Origin of the sequence: Flavobacterium sp. F52 (assembly GCF_000278705.1) — a bacterium.
Lineage (GTDB): Bacteria > Bacteroidota > Bacteroidia > Flavobacteriales > Flavobacteriaceae > Flavobacterium > Flavobacterium anhuiense.
The window spans coordinates 69607-94299 of sequence record NZ_AKZQ01000027.1 but is presented as its reverse complement, the minus strand read 5'-3'; the positions used below and the strand labels follow the sequence as shown (position 1 = coordinate 94299).

Annotated in this window: 17 protein-coding genes and 1 tRNA gene; 5 read left to right on the top strand and 13 right to left on the bottom strand. The window is 34.1% G+C overall.

The features are described from left to right. Position 1 precedes the first annotated feature (1 nt). Both FF52_RS14005 and FF52_RS14000 read right to left on the bottom strand, forming a co-directional pair. A complete protein-coding gene (locus tag FF52_RS14005; protein ID WP_008466475.1) occupies positions 2-1678 on the bottom strand; it encodes a peptide MFS transporter in 1677 nt (558 codons plus the stop codon). Between the two features lie 34 nt (positions 1679-1712). Then, positions 1713-3884: a S9 family peptidase gene (locus FF52_RS14000; protein ID WP_008466474.1), complete on the bottom strand. Its 2172-nt coding sequence runs from the start codon at positions 3882-3884 to the stop codon at positions 1713-1715. A gap of 180 nt (positions 3885-4064) precedes the next feature. On the opposite strand from FF52_RS14000, the gene FF52_RS13995 reads away from it, so the two are divergent. Next, a complete protein-coding gene (locus tag FF52_RS13995) occupies positions 4065-5378 on the top strand; it encodes a hydroxymethylglutaryl-CoA reductase, degradative (protein WP_008466473.1) in 1314 nt (437 codons plus the stop codon). A gap of 96 nt (positions 5379-5474) precedes the next feature. After that, positions 5475-6383: a GYDIA family GHMP kinase gene (locus tag FF52_RS13990; protein WP_008466472.1), complete on the top strand. Its 909-nt coding sequence runs from the start codon at positions 5475-5477 to the stop codon at positions 6381-6383. An 11-nt stretch (positions 6384-6394) separates the two neighbouring features. Here the strand turns inward: FF52_RS13990 and FF52_RS13985 are convergent, their stop codons facing one another. From FF52_RS13985 to FF52_RS13955, 7 genes are all read right to left on the bottom strand, one after another. Next, positions 6395-6838 (bottom strand): hypothetical protein, encoded by a 444-nt coding sequence (locus FF52_RS13985; RefSeq protein WP_008466471.1) that lies wholly within the window; start codon positions 6836-6838, stop codon positions 6395-6397. A gap of 269 nt (positions 6839-7107) precedes the next feature. Beyond that, positions 7108-9207 (bottom strand): peptidylprolyl isomerase, encoded by a 2100-nt coding sequence (locus FF52_RS13980; RefSeq protein WP_008466470.1) that lies wholly within the window; start codon positions 9205-9207, stop codon positions 7108-7110. Positions 9208-9314: 107 nt separating this feature from the next. Beyond that, the gene (locus FF52_RS13975; RefSeq protein WP_008466469.1) at positions 9315-10571 is read right to left on the bottom strand and encodes a hemolysin family protein; all 1257 of its coding nucleotides are present in this window, start codon (positions 10569-10571) and stop codon (positions 9315-9317) included. 3 nt (positions 10572-10574) lie between these two features. Next, complete coding sequence (locus tag FF52_RS13970) at positions 10575-10769, bottom strand: hypothetical protein (RefSeq protein WP_008466468.1); 195 nt, start codon at positions 10767-10769, stop codon at positions 10575-10577. A gap of 4 nt (positions 10770-10773) precedes the next feature. Beyond that, positions 10774-11331 (bottom strand): LPS export ABC transporter periplasmic protein LptC, encoded by a 558-nt coding sequence (gene lptC, locus FF52_RS13965; RefSeq protein WP_008466465.1) that lies wholly within the window; start codon positions 11329-11331, stop codon positions 10774-10776. Positions 11332-11382: 51 nt separating this feature from the next. Then, a complete protein-coding gene (locus tag FF52_RS13960) occupies positions 11383-12612 on the bottom strand; it encodes a membrane protein (protein WP_008466463.1) in 1230 nt (409 codons plus the stop codon). Further along, complete coding sequence (locus tag FF52_RS13955) at positions 12605-13339, bottom strand: type III pantothenate kinase (protein WP_035691631.1); 735 nt, start codon at positions 13337-13339, stop codon at positions 12605-12607. The genes FF52_RS13960 and FF52_RS13955 overlap by 8 nt, the downstream gene beginning before the upstream one ends. Positions 13340-13438: 99 nt before the next feature. On the opposite strand from FF52_RS13955, the gene FF52_RS13950 reads away from it, so the two are divergent. The 3 genes from FF52_RS13950 to FF52_RS13940 all read left to right on the top strand — a co-directional run bounded on the left by FF52_RS13950 (position 13439) and on the right by FF52_RS13940 (position 15684). Then, positions 13439-13511: transfer RNA gene (locus FF52_RS13950), tRNA-Phe, on the top strand. Between the two features lie 432 nt (positions 13512-13943). Continuing rightward, positions 13944-15437, top strand: coding sequence for an MFS transporter (locus tag FF52_RS13945; RefSeq protein WP_008466459.1), 1494 nt, complete (start codon positions 13944-13946; stop codon positions 15435-15437). A 13-nt stretch (positions 15438-15450) separates the two neighbouring features. After that, the gene (locus FF52_RS13940; protein WP_008466457.1) at positions 15451-15684 is read left to right on the top strand and encodes a DUF6814 family protein; all 234 of its coding nucleotides are present in this window, start codon (positions 15451-15453) and stop codon (positions 15682-15684) included. Between the two features lie 140 nt (positions 15685-15824). Here the strand turns inward: FF52_RS13940 and FF52_RS13935 are convergent, their stop codons facing one another. The 4 genes from FF52_RS13935 to FF52_RS13920 form a co-directional block, all read right to left on the bottom strand. Beyond that, entirely contained in the window at positions 15825-18698 is a 2874-nt protein-coding gene (locus tag FF52_RS13935; protein WP_008466456.1) for an alpha-amylase family glycosyl hydrolase, read from the bottom strand. 81 nt (positions 18699-18779) lie between these two features. Beyond that, on the bottom strand, positions 18780-19880 hold the full coding sequence (locus FF52_RS13930; protein ID WP_008466454.1) for a SusE domain-containing protein: 1101 nt from the start codon (positions 19878-19880) through the stop codon (positions 18780-18782). A gap of 19 nt (positions 19881-19899) precedes the next feature. Further along, positions 19900-21504 carry a RagB/SusD family nutrient uptake outer membrane protein gene (locus tag FF52_RS13925; protein ID WP_008466452.1) on the bottom strand — a complete coding sequence of 535 codons (1605 nt, stop codon included), beginning with the start codon at positions 21502-21504 and terminating at the stop codon, positions 19900-19902. Between the two features lie 35 nt (positions 21505-21539). After that, positions 21540-24521 (bottom strand): SusC/RagA family TonB-linked outer membrane protein, encoded by a 2982-nt coding sequence (locus FF52_RS13920; RefSeq protein ID WP_008466450.1) that lies wholly within the window; start codon positions 24519-24521, stop codon positions 21540-21542. Between the last annotated feature and the right edge of the window lie 172 nt (positions 24522-24693).

Below are 24693 nucleotides of genomic sequence, written 5' to 3'. Positions count from 1 at the left end.
ATTATCTAACACCGTGCATTAATTTCTTCAATAGTGGTGTTAAAGCAAACAATAAAATCGCTGCAATACCAGTCAAGACAACAAATACCATAAAGAATTCATATAAATTATGGATTTCAAATCCTGCAAATATTGGATTTTGCGCACTAATCTGATGATGATCCAATAAAGCCAATTGGTCTGCTGAAAGCGTTATTTTTTTATCTAAAACTGCCTGAAGATCTATTCCAAGTTCTTTTGCTTTTGCAAATTTATCACCAGTTGCTGGTAAAATAGAACCTAAAGTTCCTCCTAACGCATATCCAGACGCATTAGACAAAAAGAATACTCCATATAATAATGATGCAAAACGTTTTGGAGATAATTTACCTACCAATGATAAACCAATTGGAGATAAACACAATTCAGCACATGTATTTAAGAAATATAATAAGATAAGCCATTTAACTAATAAAAGCCCTGAAGTTCCGATATAAGAAACCTGAGTTGCAATCATAAAGAAACTGATAGAGATGATTACTAATCCCGCTGCTAATTTTACTGGAGAAATTGGCTCTTTTCCTTTAGCTCTTAAAGTATCCCAAAGAACACTGAAAGGAACTGCTAAAACCACAACAAACATTCCGTTAAAAATTTGAACCATCGATGGCGGCATTGCCCAGCCAAAGAAATGTCTGTCTGTTTGGTTATCTGCAATAAAAGTTAATGATGAACCTGCTTGCTCAAATGCCGCCCAAAAGAAAATAATAAAGAACGACACGATATAAATTACAATAATTCTATCTCTTTCAACTTTAGTTAAAGAGGTGTCAGAAATAATTAATCCTGCTAAAGCCAAACCACTTGAATAAATCAAAGTATAAATCAAGTTCTGACCTACAACGTAATGGAAAAAGAATCCTAAAGCAACAAATGCAATTCCTGCACCAATAAGAGCTTTTGTAGAAAAGTTTGCTTTTTGCGCTTCTCCTTCTTCAAAATCCGAAGCATCATTTTTAGAAGGAAGCCCTCCTAATGGTTTTCCTTCTGGAGAAACCACATATTTATTTTTTAAGAAGTAAAAAAGAATTGTACCTAATAACATAGCCACAGAAGCCGCCATGAATCCCCATCTGAAAGCATGGATATCTCTAATTCCTCCTGCATCTTTAACATCTCCTAATAAAGGACAGATAGACTGACCTAAAAATGCTCCAATGTTAATTCCCATATAGAAAATCGTGAAAGCACTATCTAATTTTGTTTTTTCTTGTTTTGGATACAAACTTCCAACCATACTAGAAATATTTGGTTTAAAGAATCCGTTACCAAAAACAATTACTCCTAACGCAGAGTACATGATGATTTTTGCCAAGCCTAAATTAGATTCGAAAACACTTCCGCTGGTGAACAAAAGCATTTGCCCTATCGCCATTAATAATCCTCCTAATAGGATACAATTTCTGTTTCCTAAGTAACGGTCAGCAACAAAACCGCCCAACATTGGTGTCAAATAACAAAGTCCAAGAAAACCTCCATAAATTAATGATGCTTCTTCTTCCTTCATCAATAATGAATTCACAAGAAATAAGGTCAATAAAGCGCGCATTCCATAAAAATTGAATCGCTCCCACATCTCCGTTCCAAATAATACCCAAAGACCTTTTGGATGCGCTGTTTTTACTTGAGTTTCTCCCATACTATTCTATTTAATTAGGTTTAATGTTTTTAGATTATAAATTTTCTTTAATAAAGTTGGTCATTTTGGTATAAAGCTGAACTCTCGTTTTTCCGCCATAAATACCATGATCTTTATCTGGATAAATTTGAGAATCAAATTGTTTATTTGCCTGAATTAAAGCTTCCATCATCTGCATTGTATTCTGAACATGAACATTGTCATCTGCAGAACCATGAATCAATAAGAACTTTCCTTTCAATTTACCAACGTGATTTATAGGAGAGTTTTGATCGTATCCGCTTGCATTTTCCTGCGGAGTCTGCATATATCTTTCTGTGTAAACACTGTCATAAAATCTCCAGTTTGTAACTGGCGCAACAGCAATTGCCATTTTGAAAACATCGTTTCCTTGGAAAATACAGTTCGAAGCCATAAATCCACCATAGCTCCATCCGAAGATTCCGATTCTTGAAGCATCCACATAAGGATAAGCACCTATTACTTTTGCCGCATCAATCTGGTCTTCAACTTCGTATTTTCCTAATTCTTTTTGAGTTACTTTTTTGAAATCGGCTCCTTTGTAACCTGTTCCTCTTCCGTCAACACAAGCTACAATGTAACCTTGCTGAGTTAATGAAGCGAACCAATAATCATTAGAATTATTCCACTGGTTAGCTACCTGTTGAGATCCTGGACCAGAGTATTGGAACATGAAAACAGGATATTTTTTTGAAGGATCAAAATCTTTTGGTTTTAAAATCCATGCATTCAATTCGTTTCCTTTAGCTGTTTTTAAAACAAAGTATTCTTTTGAAGGAAGATCATACGCTTTCAATTTATCAGCAAGCGCCTGATTATTTTCGATAACCTGAATTTCTTTTCCTGTTTTAGCCTCGTTTAAAGTATAAGTTGTAGGCTGTGTATTACTTGAGAAAGTTGTAATAAAATATTGGAAATTCGGACTGAAAGTCGCTGCACTTGTTCCTGTTTTTGAAGACAAACGCACTTTATTTTTTCCATCTAAACCAATTCTGTAAAGATCTCTGTTGATAGAACCATTTTCTGTAGATTGGTAGAAAATAGTTTTTGTTTTTTCGTCGAAACCGTAGTATGAAACCACTTCCCAGTTTCCTTTTGTAACTTGATTTTTAAGTTTTCCGTTTTTATCATACACATAAATATGATTAAAACCATCTTTTTCGCTTGTCCAGATAAAACTGTTATCTTTTAAGAAAGTCAAGTTATCAGTAATATCAACGTAAGCTTTATCTTTTTCATTTAAAACTACTTTTGCAGTCGCTGTATTACCATCAACAAACAATAAATCTAAATTATCTTGATGACGGTTTAAAACCTGTGCAGAAAGTACATTTGCATCATTTGTCCATTGCATTCTTGCAATGTAGAAATCATTATATTTCCCTAAATCTACTTTTTTAGTTGCTCCAACAGCGACATCATAGATATGCAATGAAACTTCTGAGTTTTTTTCACCTGCTTTAGGATATTTAAAAGTTTCAATTTTAGGGTATAAATCTTTATGGAAGATTGACATTGAAAACTCAGGAACTTGGCTTTCGTCAAAACGAATATACGCTACTTTTTTACTGTCTTTACTCCAGTCGAATGCACGCACAAAAGCAAATTCTTCTTCGTAAACCCAATCAGTTATACCATTTATAACCGCATTTTTCTTTCCGTCTGTTGTAATCGCCGTAGATTTTTTTGAAGCTACATCGTACACATACAAGTTGTTTTCTCTTGCATAAGCGATTTTAGTTCCGTCAGGTGAGAAAGTTGGCTCTTGAATTTGGAAATCAACAAGTTTAATCAGAGATTTTGCTGCGATATCGTAAAGGTAGTAATCAGCAGTAAAGGAGTGACGGAAGATTTTAGAAGAATTACAAGCAATTAAGATCTTTTTTTCAGAAGCATCAAAGGTATAGCTATCAATTCCGTCGACAAGTTCTTTATAGTTTTTAGTATCAATAAGATTCGATACTTTTTTCAGGGTTGCAAAATCGTATAAATCAATCTGCATACTTCTGCTCGCCTGGTCAACATTTAAAACAGTATATTGATTTGTATTTTTCAGCGATTGCAGTTCATCCATTCCTTTAGCCCGGAAAGTACCGCTAAAAACATTTTCGACAGTTATTTTCTGCTGTCCAAAAACAACCGCAGTTAAAAATAAAAATACTGCAGTAAATTTACTTGTATTCATTAGAATTATTTTAAATATAAAAAGAGCCCAATTTTAGTAAAAAAAATAAACATAATACACATTTTAAGTGTTAAATGTTAAAAAAAATAACGATTGCGCACTTTCATGTCTGAAATAGATTGCAATCAAAACTCTTAAAATAGTATCTTTGCCGCAACAATATTATTTAATACATTGAGAATGAACAACGCTGTTGCCGGATTTTCTAAATTATCCAAAAAAGAAAAAATTGACTGGATTGCAAATGAATACTTTTCAAATCCAGAAGAGGCACAAAATATTATAAGAAATTACTGGAATTCAGATGAAAAGATTCAGCAGCTTCATGATGAATTTATAGAAAATACGATCACAAATCTTTATATCCCGCTTGGAGTTGCTCCTAACTTTTTGATCAACGGAAAACACAAAACGATTCCGATGGCAATAGAAGAAAGTTCTGTGGTTGCAGCAGCTTCTAAAGCAGCAAAATACTGGTCTACAAGAGGCGGTTTTAAAGCCACAATTATAGATACCGAAAAAATAGGCCAGGTTCATTTTACTTATAGCGGAAACGCAGAAAAACTGAACAACTTTTTTGAACAGATAAGACCTAAATTCTTCTCAGAAACGCAAAGCATAACCAAAAATATGCAGCAGCGTGGTGGTGGTATTCTTGATATTAAATTAAAAGACAAAAGAAGTTTACTAGAAAATTACTATCAGCTTCATGCTACTTTTGAAACCAAAGACAGCATGGGAGCCAATTTTATCAATTCTTGTTTGGAGCAGTTTGCTTCTACTTTAAAAGAAGAAGCTCAGAATTCTGACTTATGCCAAAATGGTGAAAAGCTGGAAGTTATTATGAGCATTCTCTCTAACTATGTACCGCACTGTCTTGTTAGAGCCGAAGTTTCTTGCCCAATAGAAGATTTAGCAGAAAAACATATTATCAATCCGCAAGAATTTGCAGAACGTTTTGTTCAAGCTGTGCAGATCGCAGAAGTCGAACCTTTTAGAGCGGTTACACATAATAAAGGCATTATGAATGGTGTAGATGCTGTTATTTTGGCAACAGGAAATGATTTTAGAGCTGTAGAAGCTGGCGTACATGCTTATGCTTCCAAAAATGGACAATACGCAAGTTTATCACATGCCAAAATTGAAAACGGAATTTTCACTTTTTGGCTTGAAATTCCTTTAGCCGTTGGTACTGTTGGAGGCTTAACCTCTTTGCATCCTTTAGTAAAATTGTGTCTTGAAATTTTAGAAAAACCTTCTGCTCCAGAATTAATGGAAATCGTAGCCGTGGCAGGATTGGCACAAAATTTTGCTGCATTACGTTCCTTAACCACAACAGGAATTCAGGAAGGGCATATGAAAATGCACCTTAATAATATCATCAATCAATTTGAAGCTACCGATGAAGAGCGTCATTTAATTAAAACGCACTTCAAAAAAACAGCCGTTTCTCATAGCGCTGTGGTAGAATTTATTGAGAATTTAAGAAAATAACCTAGTTAAGAAAATCCAATATTTTAAATTCCAAATTCCAATGTTAGTTCTTGGAATTTGGAATTTCAGATTTGGAATTTATAATAAAAAACAAGTATGCCTACAACCTTTTATAGTAACGGAAAACTTTTTATCGCTGGTGAATATCTCGTTTTAGACGGAGCAGATGCTTTTGCATTGCCTACAAAATTTGGCCAAGATTTGGTCATTGAAGATTTAGACAACAAACAGATCGAATGGAAAAGTTATGATTACGACAAACACTTATGGTTTGAAGAAACAATCTCGTTTGATGAAATTATAAAAGGTTCAGATCCGCAAATTGATAGCGTAAAATCAACTCTAGTCAATATTCTGCATGAAGCTTATATTTTAAATCCAAAATTTATTGATAATGCTAGTGGATATAAGGTAAGCACGCACTTAAGTTTTCCAAGAAATTGGGGATTAGGAACTTCTTCCACTCTTATCAATAACATTGCCCAATGGGCCGGAATTAACGCCTATACTTTATTGAAAAACAGTTTTGGTGGAAGCGGTTACGATATTGCATGCGCACAAAACAACACTCCAGTTTTATACCGAATAAAAGATAATTTTGTACAGCAAGTTGAATTTAATCCCGATTTTAAAGAACATCTTTATTTTGTTTATCTGAATAAAAAACAAAACAGCAAAGCTGCTATATATTCATACAACAATCATAAAAATAGCCATTTATCAGAAAGTGTCGCTCAAAACAACAAAATCACAAACGCGATACTTCATGCCAAAACATTAAAAGAGTTTGCCGCTGCGATACAGAAACACGAAATTCATTTGAGTAATGTTTTAGAAATGCAGACTATAAAAGAGGCTGTTTTTCCAGATTTCAATGGCGTAATAAAGAGTCTTGGAGCTTGGGGCGGAGATTTTATTCTAGTGGTTTCTAAAGAAAATCCGAAAGAATATTTCTTTAATAAAGGATATGAGACCATTTTGACTTATGAAGAAATGATTCTATAAAGCAAATACAACTAATAATTTGCTTTTTTAGTTTTAACGTGTTTTGTTTCCAAACGACGAACCGATTTGCTTTCCTGCTCGTTTGATTCTATAAGCCTATTATGCAAGCGCTCTGCCATTTTTTCGATGCTGTTGGTAATCGAATCGTAAACCACTTCCATACGTCGGTGTTTTTCTTCTTTTACGGCTTTTAGCACATCTTCAACAAAAACCTTATCGTATTTTTCAGCTACAGAATCATGCGTATTGGTTAGCCTGATTACATAATCATTACTCAAAATAGTAACTTTAAAATGCTGTTCTTCGTTACTCAAATAATACTTTCCACCCAATTCATCAACATTGATGTCGGTGCTGCTCACTTTTAAAAGCTCTGTAATAATACCATAAATATGACTTTCTATTTTGGTATATACTCTTGGCTTCCTTCTAAAAAATTTAAAAGTAAAAAACATTAAATGATTTATTATTAAGCTTTTTGTTTATTGGATAATTTATTTTATTGTGTGGCAAAAGCCAAAAATATGTTAAAGTTAAAAATCGAGCAAATTAACTGTAATATTTTGAAAATCACAAGTTTTTTAAATTAAATTTCGATAATTCCTATATACTTTCAGAAAATTAACAGTAAAAATTACAAAATATAATTACTGCTAGATTCTAAAAAGAAAAACCCGAAACACTTAAAGCGTTTCGGGCCTTTATAAGCTTGATTACTGTTTAATTAGTAATTAAATTGTAATCTGTTATCTTCAATTTTAGCGTTGTTTTTCAAAGCTGGCAATACTCTGTTCACATCAGATGCGCTTTGAGCTTTTACTTTCTCTACATAAGCAGCATGATTAGCAATTGCAGGAGCTTTTACAGTTTTAATGTTTTTAACTACATACACACCTGTATTTCCTTCAATTGGAGCAGAGATTTTGTTTGCTGTTAAAGCAAATGCATTACCTACCACTCTTGGCTCTTGTCCAACTCCTCCAGGTAAAACTGGATTATCTAGAGTTACATCAGTAGCTTGCTGAACAGCAACTCCTGCTGCTTTAGCGATAGCCTCAAGGCTTGAACCTTGCATTTTAGCTTTTAACAATTCAGCCTTTTTCTTATTTTTCAAGATTGGCTCTACATAAGGTCTTGCCATATCAACAGAAACTAAACCAGATTTGTTTTCACCTTTATATTGTGCGATAACGTGCCCTACGTTTGCAATTTCAAAACGTTTTACATCTCCTTTATCTGTTTCTTTATCAAAAGCCCATCTTACAATGTTACGTTGGTTTCCTAATGGTCCAAACGCTTCATCCATAGCTTTTGCATTAACTGGCTGAGCAACTTTTAAACCTAATTCTTTTGCTGCAGCATTGAAGTCTTTCTCAGCAGCATCCATTTCAAATTTAGTTGCTAATGTAAATACTTTATCAGAAGTAGCTTCAGATGGCTCGATTTTTTGAGCAATTGTCGCTAAACGAATTCCGTCTTGTTTGTCTGTAATTTTGATAATGTGAAATCCGAAAGGAGTTTCAACTAAACCAACTTTACCAATTCCGTTGCTGAATACAAAATCATTGAAAGGTTTTACCATTTGGTTTGGCCCAAAATATCCTAAATCACCACCTTGCTGAGCAGATGAATCATCAGAACTTGTGAAAGCCAACATCATAAAACTATCTGGATTAGCTTGAACTTGTGCTAAAATTTCTTCAGCTTTAGCTTTAGCTTCTTCTTTAGTTCTTTTTTCTTTTGGGTTTGGAGTTTGAGATCCTTCATAACCAATTAAAATATGGCTAGCTTTTGCATTAACACCAGCTTTAAATCCTTGAGATTTAGAAATTGCATAGTATCTTCCGTAAACATATGGTCCGTAGATTGCTCCAGCAGGCAAGCTGAATAATTTGTCAGCATCAACAGCTGGCAATGCATTTTTAGGAACATAAGTAGAATCGTAAGGAACATCAGAATTTGCATTTACAAATTCAGCAATGTTTGTAGCGTTTTTAAATCCTGGCAATGTATCATTTTTACCAGTTTTTGCATTATAAACAACACTTCCTGATAATAATGCAGTTAATTTAGCTTTAATTTCAGCCTCATCTTCTTTAGAAGCTTTGTCTTCAACTAAAACGTATTGAATTTCGCGAGTTGCATCTGCTTTGAATTTTTTCTCGTTTTTCTTCATGTAAGCAACAATCTCATCGTCAGAGATTTTTACTTCACTATCTTTAATAGAAGAATAAGGAGCTGCAGCAAAAGCAAAACTTACTTTGTTAGTTTCCATTTCATACTTTAATTTTCCTTCACTAGCAGTTGCGTAAAGTCCTGATTTAATTAAAGTATTATAGATTTGAAATTTTGCGTTCAATTCAGCATCTTTCTCTTTTTGAGCAATATATTGTGCTGCTTCTGGGTTTGATTTAAAATAATCTTTGAACTTAACAACATCAAAAATTCCTGCTGCGTTTAAGAACATTGGGTTTTTACCAATATTTGGATCTGATTTTAAAACCTCTAAAATGTGTTTTTCACCAACTCTCAATCCTAATTTATCAAATTGCGATGACAATAAAGCGATTGAAACTTCTTGATCCCAAACTCTGTTTGCAGCTTCAGTGGAAGTTATACCTTGCCCACTTTTTTCAACATTACTAACTTTAACTCTAAAGTCTTCAAATGAAATATCTTTTCCATCGATGCTTCCTACATCTTTTGAACTTTGACCAAATGTTCCTCTTGTGAATAGATCTTGTATTATAAATGCAAATAATGCAAGTGCAATAACTCCTATCAATAAAGCGGAACGCTGTCTAATTTTTGCTAAAACTGCCATTTTATTATCGTTAATTTTATATTCAGTTTGCGAAAATACAATTATCTAGTTAATAACAATACAACTAGCGTTTTATTTTCAACATTTTTTTTCATTAATTTAAAAAATCACTCTTTAATTGTCAATTTGACTAGTTCTATTTTCTTATTTGAAGCCTCTACAATAGAAAAATGAAACTTATCTATTACAATCTTATCCCCTTTTTGTGGGATTTCTTTAGTATGATTGACAATGAAACCTCCTAATGTGCCATACGAATCTTCTTCGGGAATCATTAATTTATAGGTTTCATTCAAGTATTCAACATCCAATCGGGTTGAAAACAAATATTTGCCCTCTTCTATTTCTTCTTCAATTAATTCTTCGTCTAAATCATGCTCGTCTTCGATTTCGCCAAAAAGTTCTTCTACAATATCTTCAATGGTAACAATTCCAGAAGTTCCTCCATATTCATCCAAAACTACTGCAACGTTTTTTCGTTTTTTGATCAATAAATTCAATACATCTTTGATCAAAATTGTTTCAGGAACAAATTCGACAGTCATCAAAACCGATTTTATCGTTGATGGTTTTTTAAACAGATCAAAGGAATGAACATAGCCTACAATGTCGTCTAATGAATTTTGGCTAATAATAATTTTAGAATATCCTGTTTCTATAAACAAAGCCTTCAGATCTTCGACTGTATCAAACAAATCTATATCTACAATTTCTGTTCGAGGCGTCATAATATCGCGCGCCTTTACATTTGAAAATTCTAAAGCATTCTGAAAAATCTGGATTTCAGAGTCCACCTCTTCATCTTCTTCAACTGTACTCATTTGTTCTGTAATATAATTTCCCAGCTCAATACGGCTAAACAAATGGATTTGATTTCCTTCTGTTCTAAAAAATTTACTTAGCACAAAATCTGCGATCCAAATAAAAAATGTAGAGATGTAATAGAATAATCGGTAAAATAAATAAGCGGGAAGTGCCAGAATTTTAATTAAAGAATTGGCATAAATCTGAAAAAACACCTTCGGAAAAAATTCTGAAGTCAGCAAAACTACAAATGCTGCAAGTAGTGTTTGGATAAGAATATTCCACCAATCAGAAAAAACTAGACCAAAATAAGCCATCCAACCTAAAATCAGATCGCCCATAAAAAAACCGTAAATCACCAAAGCCACATTATTGCCTATAAGCATGGCCGCAATAAACTTAGATGGATTTTCGGTCAGTTTTGTTAAGATTCGAGACAAAAAATCGTCTTGCTTCTTTTCAATTTCGAGATAAATTTTGTTGGCGGATGTAAAAGCGATTTCCATCCCAGAAAAAAAGGCGGCTAGTATTAAACAGATTATTATAATACTAATTTCCATTTTTTATTGTTTTTTGTTTCTGTCGTTATGCCTGTTAAGAAATCTTCTTCTAAAGAAAAACATAAAAACAGCCATCCCTGCAATCACAAAATATAAAGGATAGCTCTCATCACCCTCATTTAGTTTTACGATACCATCATAAGTAAAGAAAACTGCAAAAAGGATGTAAACATATTGTGTATATTTTAAGTAACCCATAATATTATAATTCTTCGTTTGATTCAATTTCACCACTTATTCGTTGCGAATTAATCACTTTAAAATCTTTGCTAAAATCTATTCCCTGACCATGGGAAACTCCTTTTGTATCGGTCAATTTAAATTTTCTTTCCGTGTAAAACCATTCGTTTTTCTGGTCGAAATACAATTGTTCTGTTTCTAAAACCTGTCCAGCTTCTGAAGTGATTTTTACTTTTCCTATCAGATCAATGATTCCTGTATTTTTATACGAAACTGCATAATTTCCTCTTATAAAGGTACGTTTCTGCTTTTTATCGTATAAGGTAACATCAATCCCTTTAGGAAATTCTGTAAAAGGAAAATCAAGATTTGAATAATCTAGCATTTTCGGACTTATCAAAACGCCTGTAATGCGTCCAGAATCTGTATATTTAATATTTACAGTATCGGCATCGCTGGCAGGAACAAATTCTGAGAAGTTAATTTTCTGAACTTCTTTAAAATTACTTTCGCATCCAAAAAATAGTGTCACAGCAAAAACTGTGACAGCTACTAGACTATATCTTTTTGGTAAATTCATTTGCCAAATGTAGTAAATTGTAATGAGCTTCTAAAAGATAATATGTTTTGATTATTGGTATTTGCTCTTCACGAACCATTTGTCGTTGAAAGAGAAACTCACACTGAAATTAACGTAATTCTCTTGCACTAAATCTGCAGAAGTTGTACCGCGTTTACCAAATTCAATTCCTAAGTTTACATTTGAAAATGATCCCGGAATTGGAATTCCTGCTCCCAATGACATTCCGATATCTTTAATTGATTCATTATTTACAATCAAACCAATTTTTTCATATTTCAAACCTGCTCTATAGGTAATTCTGCTCATATAACTTGTAAAAGAAGAGTAATTTGGAAGATAGTATCCTCCAAGAGCATATTTAGAGTAGCTTTCGTATCTTACGTTTTCAGCTGCATTGTAATAATTTGCCAACTGTCCGTCTCCTTGAAAAGTCATATTTGCTCCCACAAGCCATTTTCTAGCCTCACCAACTCCTAATCCAATACTTAATTTATTTGGCAGTTTTAATTTTGTTGACTCTGTTGGAACCACATAAGGATCTGGATCTCCTTGAACCGAAATAACTCTGGTATTATCTGAATTCAGGTTGCTTGAGAAAGTGTAACTTAAACTAGAAAACATACTAACCTTTTTGTATATTTTTTTCTGATACATCGTTCCAAAACTAAATGCTGTACCCGAAAGCTCAGAAGTATTTACCTCTGCTGTTCCGTTTTGTACCCCTGTAATTGCTTCAACGCTTGTTGTGGTAATTTTTCCAAAATTATACTGTGCATCTACCCCAATATTCCAGTCTTTCATTATTTTATATGATAAACCAAAATATACCTTATTTACACCACCTTTTCCGTCAAGCTGTGAACTTGTTGCCCCTTCTGTTGCAGAATTATCGTTACGAATTTTATATCCTACTGAAGTTACTGGTATCAAACCGAATGAAGCACCAAATTTTCCCATTGGAATTCCTAATGCCAAATAATCAAAAGTAGAACGCTGTGCTTTTTCTGATGCAGAAGTTGTTTTTAAATTTGAAGTCGCAAATGTTCCTCCAACTGTAAAAGTTGTTTGAATTAAGCTGGCATAACTTGCTGGATTTTCTAAATTTAAGTGAATCGTATCTTGCTCTACTGCAACTCCTGCCATAGATCTGTTTTCAAGAGTTCCCTTGAATCTCACATCTCCTATTCCGAAAAAAGAATAAGGTGAAGCAGTACCTTGTTGAGCGAATGAAACGAACGATATAAGCAAACAAGCGCTTAGTATTACTTTTTTAATCATTGTCGATTTTATATTGATATGTTTGGCTCAAACTCTCCAGAAGGAAATTTGAATTGGCAAATATGGTATTTTTTAATCGTTTAGCCAAAAAATCTGCATCGCCTCCCGTTAAAATTATGATAAAATTTGAAAACTCTTTGCGATATTCATCGATAAAACCGTCAATCTCATAGACGAAACCATTCACAACGCCAGAATGTATGGCTTGCGCGGTAGAGTTTCCTATATAAGAATCGGGAGCTTCTAAGCTTAATAACGGCAGCCTAGCAGTAAAATTATGCAGTGATTCATATCGCAAACGAAGTCCTGGAGAAATGGCTCCTCCCAAATAATTATCATTTTCGTCGATAAAATCGTAAGTAATGCAAGTTCCTGCGTCTATAACCAAACGGTTTTGTTTTGGAAATTGCAATGTCGCCCCTGCTGCCAAAATCATTCGGTCTATTCCCAAAGTTTTTGGAGTTGCATATTTATTGTGAAACGGAAAAACATCTTCGTGAGTAAAAAAATGAACTTTAAGTCTATTTTCGAAGGACAAAAATGATTGTTTTTCGATACTTCCGACTGAAGCAACGACCAAATCGGAGCATTTTGGATATTTTTCTAAAATTTTTTCAATTTTTTTTTCGAGTTCGTTTTTTTCAAAAACAAAATTTTCGAGAGCAGTATTATCCTCAAAGACAGACGCTTTAATTCTGGTGTTTCCGACATCAACCGTTAAAATCATATTTTCTTTTTTGCTTTTGCGAAGATACGAATTGATTTTTTCTAAAAAATGTTTTGCACAAACCAAAAATGATTATATATTTGCACCCGCAACAAGCACGGTACCTTAGCTCAGATGGTAGAGCAATGGACTGAAAATCCATGTGTCCCTGGTTCGATCCCTGGAGGTACCACAAAACCCGAATAGAAATATTCGGGTTTTTTGTTTTTTATACTTTTCTGTTTTTTTAACCGCAAAGAACGCTAGGGCTTACGCAAAAGGTTCGCAAAAGTTTGATTTAAAACTTTGCGAACCTTTTGCGCTTTTCTTTGTGTCTTTGCGGTTAAAAACCTCTTCAAATTTCAAATCAGGCATTTTGGCTAAAGTCATTCCGATCGATGTATGTAAACTCCAGCTAAAGCCGGAGCCAATTCAAAAAACTTTGTGAACCTTTGCGTAAATCTTTGCGCTCTTTGCGGTTAAATCCTTTTTCACTTCGAAATCAATTGTCAACAAATAAATAGTTTTTGTTAAAAAAGTATTGACCGAATAAAAAATAATCTTATATATTCGTAAAACTGTATTTTTATATTTCATTCATTAATAAGATCTCAAAGCAGTTTTTATGACTAAAACTTCTACTAAGGGCATTTGGAAAGTAATTTCGGCCTCTTCTATGGGCACCATGATTGAATGGTACGATTTTTACATTTTTGGCAGTTTGGCTGTCGTTATTTCAACAAAATTTTTCCCTAGCGATAATCCAACCGCAGCGTTTCTATCTACTTTAGCCACGTTTGCTGCCGGATTTGTAGTTCGTCCATTTGGAGCTTTATTCTTTGGAAGGCTTGGAGATATTATTGGACGAAAATATACTTTTATGGCTACCTTATTATTAATGGGCGGTTCAACCTTTTTAATAGGATGTATTCCAAGTTATGAAACAATTGGCTTTCTCGCCCCTTTATTGGTTCTGATTTTACGTCTGCTTCAAGGTCTTGCTCTTGGAGGCGAATATGGCGGCGCTGCCACTTATGTTGCCGAACATGCACCCTCGGGAGAAAAAGGATACTGGACTTCTTGGATTCAAACTACTGCAACCGTTGGTTTATTTATTTCCCTAATGGTTATTCTAGCTACGAAAAGTGTGATTTCTGCAGAAGCCTTTGATTTATGGGGATGGCGCGTTCCTTTCTGGGTTTCGATTGCTATGGTTGGAGTTTCTTACTTGATTAGAAAAAACATGGATGAATCTCCCGTTTTCTCGAAAGCTAAAAAAGAGGGAACAACAAGTACAAATCCGTTGAAAGAAAGTTTTGGAAACCGCTACAATTTAAAATTTGTTCTTTTGGCATTATTTGGAGCCACAATGGGACAAGGCGTTGTTTGGTACACTGGACAATTCTATGCAATGAGTTTCATGAAAACGGTGATGAATATTGATTCTTCGCAAGTTGATGAATTATTAGGAATTGCGCTTTTAATTGGAACTCCATTTTTTATTGTTTTTGGATGGTTAAGCGATAAAGTCGGACGCAAATACATTATGATGCTGGGAATGCTGCTGGCTATTTTTTCTTATAGACCAATTTATAAGATGATGTATGACACAACGGATGTAAGCAAGAAAACGGAGATTCTTGAAACTCCAAGAATTACAACTGAAAACAAGACTAACGGAAGCTCTATTACAATTACGGAAAAAAAATACACAGACGGAACATCCGTTGTGGAGAAAAAAACGTATCTGGACAAAAAAGACACTCAAACTAACGTATCAATAGTAATCAATTCAAGCGATAAATGGACATTGACTTTCCTAGTTTTTATTCAAGTATTATTTGTAACCATGGTTTACGGTCCGATTGCGGCATTTTTAGTCGAAATGTTTCCAACTAAAATCAGATATACTTCTATGTCACTTCCTTATCATGTTGGAAATGGAATTTTTGGCGGATTGCTTCCTGCCATATCAACTTACTTTGTATCACACGCCAAAACAGCAGGCAAAGCCGATTTTTATTTGGACGGATTATGGTATCCTATAATTATTGCTGGAATCTGCTTTGTTATTGGAATGATTTATATTGAAAACAAAAACAAAATTACTCACCTTTAAAATTTAAAAAAAAATGAATGCGATTAAACAAGTTTTAGGGGCGTTATGGATTGCTTTGGCTGCGGCGGCTGCCTATTTTTGTGTATTTGAATTTGGTTTGCCTAAACTTCTTTCAGACCAACAAGACGATTTGGTATTTGGTGCAATTATTCTATTTATACTGACGCCGCTTATTGTTATGGGCTTAGGAACATTTGGATATTATTCTTTAATTGGAGAGTATAATGATCCTAAAAAGAAAAAATAAATAAAAACAATTGCGGTTAAATCATAGAACTCCATCGACTTATTTAATCACCTCGAAAAACATATTTATATTACAAAAAACTACTTTAAGCAAAAAAGGCTGTCCATTTCTAGACAGCCCTTTTTCATTACTAACCAAACCTAATTTTTAATAAACTTCACAACGCGAACTTTATTATTCTCATCAAACGTCTTTACGAGATACAACCCAGAAGCTAAACTACTGACTGAGAATTGATATTCTGTATTTCCGTTTGTATTAAATGTTTTTACTAATTGCCCTGTAATAGAATAGATATCTACTTTTGAGGCTTTAAACCCTAAAGTAAAATAATCGGCAACAGGATTTGGATACAGACTTACTTGATTTCCTTTTTCAAAATCTTCTATTGCCAGATTTGCCTGTTTATTACCATAAATTCTATATTCTCCCGGAGCCAAACTTATTGGAGCGTTTACATCGGTAACGTTAATCGTTGAATTATCCATTAAGTTGTACCACGCTCCAGTATATTGAAATCCTGGAATCATATTTTGTGCTGTTGTATCAAAATTGGCCAAAATCACAACATCTTTAAGTTGAGCAGAAGTCAAATTGCTGTTTGTAATTTTGATATTTACTAGTAAAGTAGTCGCGTTGGCCATTGTTGCTGTTCCTAAAAATACTGGTTCTGTTTTTTTAAGGGTAATCATCTTAGCCCAATCGTTGTAAATCTTGTTTCGATTAGCATCGCCCAACCAATTTTCTGTCCATTGTGGCTGTGGTTTTGTATCCAATTTACAATCTCCCGGAGTCGCAGACGATTCGTCATTTACAGTTCCGTTATTACAGCTAAAAATAGAATCGTCCATTCCCAGTTCTCCAAAATGCCAGATCATTTTTGGACCAGGAATCAGCAAAGAAACTGCTCCAATAGCAGACATTCTAGACAATGCCGTATTTAATGTTTTTACATTATAGCTTCCGTTTGAAGCACCATACTGCACATTTTTATACATCAAACGTTCTTCATCATGACTTTCTGCATAACCCATCAAGCGGTTTGCTGCGAAGCCGCGGTTTGCACTATTCATTCTAAAAATATTACTTTCAGAAACATATCCCATAGACAATTGATTATACTCTTTTGTCATTTTTCCCCACATCATCACACCCTTGCTTGGTGTTTCTGTTACTCTGTAATTTGCCCATTGCTGTTCTTCAGTATCAGAGCCTAAGTGCTCAAAAATAGTATAATGCGTTGGATCTATTGCCCAAGAAAAATCAGCATATTTTTTCAGAATATCTACACGATCTTGTTGGTACGAATCGGTACAAGCATTATCGCTTGACGTACATGATTGCGTAAATCCTTTGGTTAAATCCCAACGGAAACCATCAATTTTATATTCTTCAATCCATTGTTTGATAACACGATTTACATAATACTGTGTTTTTAAAGATTGATGATTAAAATCTTCACCAACGTTATAACTATGTTTTGCTACTGTATTGAAATATGGATTTTCTGCAGTTGGCGAACCAAAACCATCTCCATCAGGATCATTCATCCACATTCTTACCATCGGATTTCTTCCAAAAGCATGATTTAAAGCTACGTCGAGGATTACAGCAATTCCGTTTTGATGGCACAAATCAATAAACTCTTTTAATTTATCTGACGTTCCGTAAAACTTATCTAAAGCCATATGAAATGAAGTATTATAACCCCAACTTTCATTTCCTTCAAATTCCATTACCGGCATTAATTCGATGGCATTAATTTTTAGATTTTTAAAATAATCTATTCGATCAATTAAGCTTTGATAACTTCTTGATGCATCAAAATCGCGAACCAAAACCTCATAGACTACTAATTTCTCTTTTGCTGGTTTTTCAAAATTTGTTACCTGCCAATTGTAAGGAGTCTGTCCTGTTTTTAAGACTGTAACCTCAAAATTTTGTCCTGTCGGATAAACTGGCATATTTGGATATTTTGAAGCAGGAATTGAAGGATCATCGTAAGGAGATAGCACTAAAGTAGAATACGGATCTGCTGTTTTCACCATTGCTGGCGAATTCGCAAGTGGCGTTGTATCGACAACCCAATATTGATACATATTGTTTTGCCCCGAAACCAAGCCAGTTATTTCCAACCAAAATTTTCCCGAAGATGGATCTTTTTTCATGGCATAAGCTGATGTGGGCTGCCAATTGTTAAAACTTCCAGCCACATATACAAAATCTTTTAAAGGCGCATCTAAGACCAAAGTCGCTTTAGTAGCGTCTGAAGCATTGTAATTAATCCCGTCAACCAAACCTGCGGGCATCGCCTCAGAAACAGTATTTGGATTTACAACTACTGCAAATTTCTTAGAAACTGTAGTCGCTCCTTGAGTTGCAATTAATTCGTAACTCTGATTTCCTGTAATATTGGTATGTGTATAGGAATAACTTGAAGTGCTGGCGTTTGTATTAATCGTTGTTCCGTTAGCTTTTAAAGTATAACTACCTGCTCCTCCTGTGTTTGTTGCACTAATAGTAAAATTTGAGCCAGAATTGATGATCGAAGTGCTATTCTCAACCGGAGAAGTCAAAGTAACTTGGAAAGATCCGACTTCAACCAAAATATCTTGCGATTTTTTATCTCCTGTTCCATCTTTCGCTTTAACCAAAAAGCCAATTCGTCCTATTCCGTTTCTTGCAAAATATGTAGCAGGTGTAATTGTTTTGGTATAAGTATCAGTTCCTGCGTTATAGGTAAATTTACTTGCTTCGTTGGATGAAGTCCAAGTCCCGTTGGACGGACTATCCGATTGATTAGTATCATTTACATCATACGACCATGACCAAAGATATAAAGCATTGCCTGTAACGCTCCAAGTGCCTTCATTAATGCTTGCACCCGCGATTGAAATAGTAATCGAAGTTGTTTCTTCAAAAGTGGAGGGATTTATTGAATAAGTAACTGTTTGAGGCTGGGCAAAAACGGTTACTGCCATCAATAAAAATATTGATAGTAAAATTTTTCTCATAATCTCGTGGTTTTGTGTGGTTAGTTAGATTAAAAAAGGGCTATCTGGAGATAGCCCTTTTTCAGTTATTAACTGAAGTTTTTATTGATTAGGAATCATTAGATAACTTCCGTCTAAGTCATTGAAATAAATAACATATTTAGATTTTGCAACTGGAATATTATCTCCAGTACCTCCACCTGAAAAGGCAGTAGTTCCTCCCCATGAAACATCCCACGCATCATTTGCTCTGAATTTCATTCCTCCATCATTTAAAGATGTCACTCCAAGTGTCCAGATATGAGCATTAAAAGTTGATTTCACCATTGGTGTTGATGCATCCCAGCCTTTAGCAGTTGAATCTCCAATAATACCTACTGTACTATATGTTGGCGCTGTAGCTCCTGCTGCGTATGGTTCTAAAGTATAAGCTAACTTTTGAACATCCATTTTAAATTTATAATAGCCTTCAGCAGGGATTTCAATACTTGGAGGATCTTGATCTCCGTCTGTTGCTCTGTAAACTAGAGAACCGTCTTTGCCTCCATACATTGGAGCCCAGCTTCCTAGGTTTTGAATAGCTTTAAAATATCCTTTTTTAAAGTATCCTGTGAATACATATTCATTAGCATTTTTAGCGCTTCTGAACAAGATCTGATTTCCTTTATTATTGTCCCAGCCAGAAACGGTTGCATCACCAACTAAGTACCAATCAACAAAATTATACTCTACTTTTCCTACATAAGGAGTTACAGTAATTGAAATCAAACCTTTTGAAACCTGAGTAAACGATCCTGATACATTAGAGGTAATTTTTACATCATACTCTGCCGCTACTTCTGGCTTTCCTCCTAAATCAATTGCTGCTTGATTTAATTCTTTCGCTAGTACAGAAACCTCTGTAATACTATTTGTAGTGGTTTGCAATGTTTTTGCACTTTTAAAATCTCCCCCTTTCTTGTCTATCAGTAAAGTATATTTTATTGCTACATCTGTTGAATACTCTGCAGCCGACCAAGTAAATTTAGCCACCTCGTCTGATGCTTTTTCAACGTCCAGAACATAATTTTGTCCTGTTGTTGGTGCTGTAATTTCTGGAGCTGCAACAACATTAAGAATTGGTCTTTCGTCTACAGCGTCAGCATTACAAGACACTGCTAACACACCAATAAATGCGATTAAAATTTTATATATATTTTTCATTTTACAGTTCTATTAGATATTAGTATCCTGGATTTTGCTTCAGTGTAGGATTAGCTTGAATAGTTTTAGCAGGAATAGGCATTAAATCTCTGTATGAGTCTGTTGCTACTCCATTCATTACACCACCTTTCCATTGCCAAATTTTGCTTCCTCCTGTAAATTTTCCAAAACGAATCAAGTCTGTTCTTCTGTGGCACTCCCAGAATAACTCTCTTCCTCTTTCTGCTAGGATAAAATCTAGAGTTAAATTTGCACTTGATATTGGAGTTGCTTCTGCTCTTGTTCTAATTTGATTTACATAACCAACAGCAGTCGCTAAATTACCTGTAGTTGCACCACGCACAACAGCTTCTGCATACATTAAATAAGCATCTGAAATTCTAAATACAGGGAAATCAGTATCAGGAATATCAGTTCTTTGAGCTGGTGAACCATCAGCTTTTTTGTTAATGTATTTAGTTACAGCATAACCATCTGTAAATGTTGAGATATTAGTAATATCTAAAGCTTGTCCATCAGTATGAAATGTACCTCTTTTATCTCCTGTAGCTGTTGCATCAGGGAAAAGAGCAACAAACTCTTTACGAGTTCTCGTACCAAACCAACCACCGTCCATTCCTCTTGACGCAGCATCAATACTTCCTCCAATAGCAGCGTGAATAATGAAACTCATTCCTCCACCAGTTGCTCTAATTGCAGTTCCGTCACTAATGATTGGGAAAATAAACTCAGTCTGAGCACCATTTGTATTATTATCAGCAGAGAATAAATAAGCATAAGGAACATTTGCAAAACTATATCCTGAATTAATGATTTCACTACATAAAGTTGCTACTTCATTATTTCTTTCAGTTCCTGTGTATACTTTAGAGTTTAAATAGATTTGAGCTAATAAAAATTTAGCCGCTACCTTATCAACTCTACCATATTCATTAGTTCTAGCATTTGGCAGACTGTTATCTAAATCTTTTAATTCAGACTCTACGAAAGCAAAAACTTCTGCTCTTGATTTTTGTACCGGATAAAAGAATCCAACTGGATCTGCTTCTGTAGTAATTGGCACATTACCAAACAAATCCATTAAGTTTACATAAGAATACGCTCTTAAGAAACGAGCCTCTGCTCTAAAAGTTGCAATTTCAGCTTTCAAATTAGCATCAACACCTCTTGAATTTAATTTCTCATCTGTAGTTTGTCTTAAAAACTCATTTGCCAAACTGATATGATAAGATGCTCTAGAATAGGTTCCGTATAAAAACTCATTATTAGGAGACCATGTCTGAGTATTTAATGTTGGCAAAGTACCATCCGCCCAAGCAATAACTGCTTCATCTGTAGGCAATTCCTGAGTTACAAAAAGCAAACGCAAGTAACTGCTGAAATCTCCCCCTAAACCAGAAATATCTGGAGAAGCATCACCGTCATTACCTCCAACATATAAACCTGCATATAATTTTGCTAAAACTTGTTTGTAAGATGATGGGTCTTCGAAAAAAGTTTCCGATAAAAATTCATCATCATCTTTTGGTGTCACGTTTAAATCGTCAGTACACGAAGTAAGCGTCATACTCATTCCTAAAATAAATAGGAAAAAATAAGATATATATTTAAATGATATTTTCATTTTGTATGTTTTAAATTTTGTTTTTCAATGTACTATTAGAAACTTGCATTTACTCCAAACAAGAATGTTCTTGCTCTTGGGTAAACGTTACCATCAATTCCGTTGAATTTCTCCGGATCCAATCCATCATATTTTGTAAGTACAAAAACATTCTGAACACCAGCTGAGAATCTTAAAGAAACATCTTTTAATAAAGATTTATCTAAAGTATATCCTAGAGTTACGTTATCTAATTTGATAAAAGAAGCATCTTTTACATAATAGTCTGATAAGTAACGTTGTGTTCCATTATCTTCAAAAACAAATCCAGTATTTAAGTAATCTGAGCTCACGTTTGATAAGTCAGTTTGTCTTCTTAAAGCAGCATCAGAATAACCCATATTAGAATTTACATTATCAAAAATGTAATTTCCTAAACTTGCTCTCCAGTTCATTGTAAAATCAAACTTTTTGTAGTTTAAAGTTGAGAATAAACCAAATGTATAATCTGCAGTTGGTTTGTTATATCTGTAACGATCGTTAGCATCAATTTTACCATCTCCGTTTCTGTCTACATAAGCCCCAGCGATTGGTTTTTTGTTAGCATCATATAATTGTTCGTAAACAAAGAATGAGTTTGGAGCCGATCCAACTGTGTTAATTAAAACTTTGTTTCCATTTCCACCTTTAATGTTATCTCCTACCTCATAACCTTGGAAACCTTCAACAGTTTGACCTAAACTTTCAATTTTTTGATCTAAGTATGTAGCATTAACAGCAACATTCCAAGTTAAATTATCTTTTTTAATGATATCAGATTGAAGGCTAAACTCAACTCCTTTTGTTCTTAAATCACCAATATTATTAAATCCTTGGTTTCTTAAGTTAGCTCCATCTGGAACCAATACATCAGCTAATAAGTCAGATGATTTCTTATCAAAATAGTTAAGAGTACCTGTAATTCTATCATTTAAGAATCCGAAATCAACCCCAATATTCATTTCAGCTAATTCTTCCCATTTGATATTTTGATTATATCCTTCTGGTCTAGCTGTTCTGTAAACAACACCATTAAATACATACTGAGTATTAACAGTACCTAAAGTAACTCTTCTTAAATAATCGTACTGAGCAGAAATATCTTGCTGACCTGTAGTTCCATAACCAACTCTCAATTTTAAGCTAGAAAGCGTTTCATTATCTTTTAAGAAAGACTCTTCAGCAATATTCCATGCAAAAGCACCTCCCATAAAGTTACCCCATCTGTTTTCTTCAGAAAAACGTGAAGTTCCGTCTCTTCTATAGTTTAAAGTCAATAAATATTTACTGTCCCAACCTAAATTCACACGACCAAAATACGATTGCAAATTGATGTCTGGATCCGTAATAACATCCTCATTTCTTGTAGCTGCAGGCTGTGTAAGTGCTCCTGATTGATATTTTTCTTTTTGGAACAATTGGTAGTTATAACCAGCAGTAGCATCCAATTTAAGTTTTCCTATATTTTTACTATAAACAAAATAGGTATTTAAGTTTTTGTTTTGAAGGTCATCAGTATAAGTATCATAGTTACCTAAATTCACCCAAGTTCCTGAACTAAAAGGGTTTGGCTGATATCCTAAAGCACTTTCTGTACTTTGTCTGTTGTATCCGCTACTGTCAAATCTGTCAATACCAGCTTCAGCAACAACTCTTAAATCTTCGAAAAAGTGGAATTTATAGTCAACGCTAATATTACCCCATTTTCTTGTAGATTTAGATCTTTTATCTTCTTGATTTAATCTCGCAACAGGATTTTTAGCAGGTAATAATGCTAAATTTCCGTTTGGCTCCAACCATTCAAAATATCCTCCATAACGAGAACCTGCTTGGTAAGGAGATTGAGTTGGATCAAAACTGATTGCAGAACCAATAACTGCGTCTTCGTCCTGAAATTGATTTTTACTGAAAGATAAGTTTCCGCTAATATCAATTTTTAAGTGATTGTCAAATAAAACTGGATTTAACGATATCGATGTCGTAGTTCTTTCAAAAGAAGTATTTCTTAAGATTCCTGGGTTATCAACATTTCCAACAGATAAACGTACTGGTAATTTATCAAATAAAGCACCGCTTACAGAGATATTATTGTTTGTTGTAAGAGCTGTATGGAAAATTTCATCTTGCCAGTTTGTGCTTGCAGCTCCCATTAATGCTTTTTGAGCATCGCTTCCTTTTTCATTTACGAAAGCACGAAATTGATCTGCACTTAAAACATCAACTGTATTAGCAACTGTATTAATACCAACTTGAGAACTGAAGTTTACTTTTACACCACCTTTAGTCCCTTTTTTAGTTGTAATTACAATTACACCATTTGCCGCACGAGAACCATAAATAGCTGCCGCAGAAGCATCTTTTAATACTGTAAAAGATTCAATATCATTTGGATCAATCGTAGATAAAATACTTGTAGCACCACTTGGCACAGCATTACTTAATGGAAGTCCGTCCAAAATAATCAATGGATCATTAGAAGCACTTAATGAAGATCCTCCACGAATTCTAATATCTGCTTTTGCTCCAGGTGCTCCACCTCCAACAACATTCACACCAGCAATACGACCACCAATTAAACTTTCTGGAGTTACGTTAATACCTTTGTTAAATTCTTTTGCTGAAATTTGAGAAACAGAACCCGTAGCATCTTTTTTCTTAACAGTACCATAACCTACTTGTACAACAACTTCTTGTAATTGATTTGTATCTTCGCTTAAAGAAACAGCTAAGTTTTTTTGACCATTAAATACAATAGTCTCTGTTTTGTATCCGATAAATGAAACTAAAATTTTGTCTCCATTTTTCAGATTAGGCAATTGAAATTTACCATCAAAATCAGTAGAGGTACCTCCTGCAGCACCTTGAACATTTACATTTACTCCCGGTATTGGCTGACCTGTGGTATGATCAGTTACCGTACCATTTAAAGTGTTCTGAGCCAACACTGTAAAAGGCAACAATAGGAATAAAAATAACAACTTTTTGTAAATTGTTTTCATACTTTTTGTTTAAATTAGTTTTGAGTTTTTGAATGTTAGTTAAGTTTTTAATTTTACTTCGAATTTCAAAATTATGAATTTATTAACATGCTCAACCATAGACATTTTTTATTGCTTTACGAAAACGTGGTAGTGTTGAAAACTTTCTATATTTTGTAATCTTTTAGCGTTA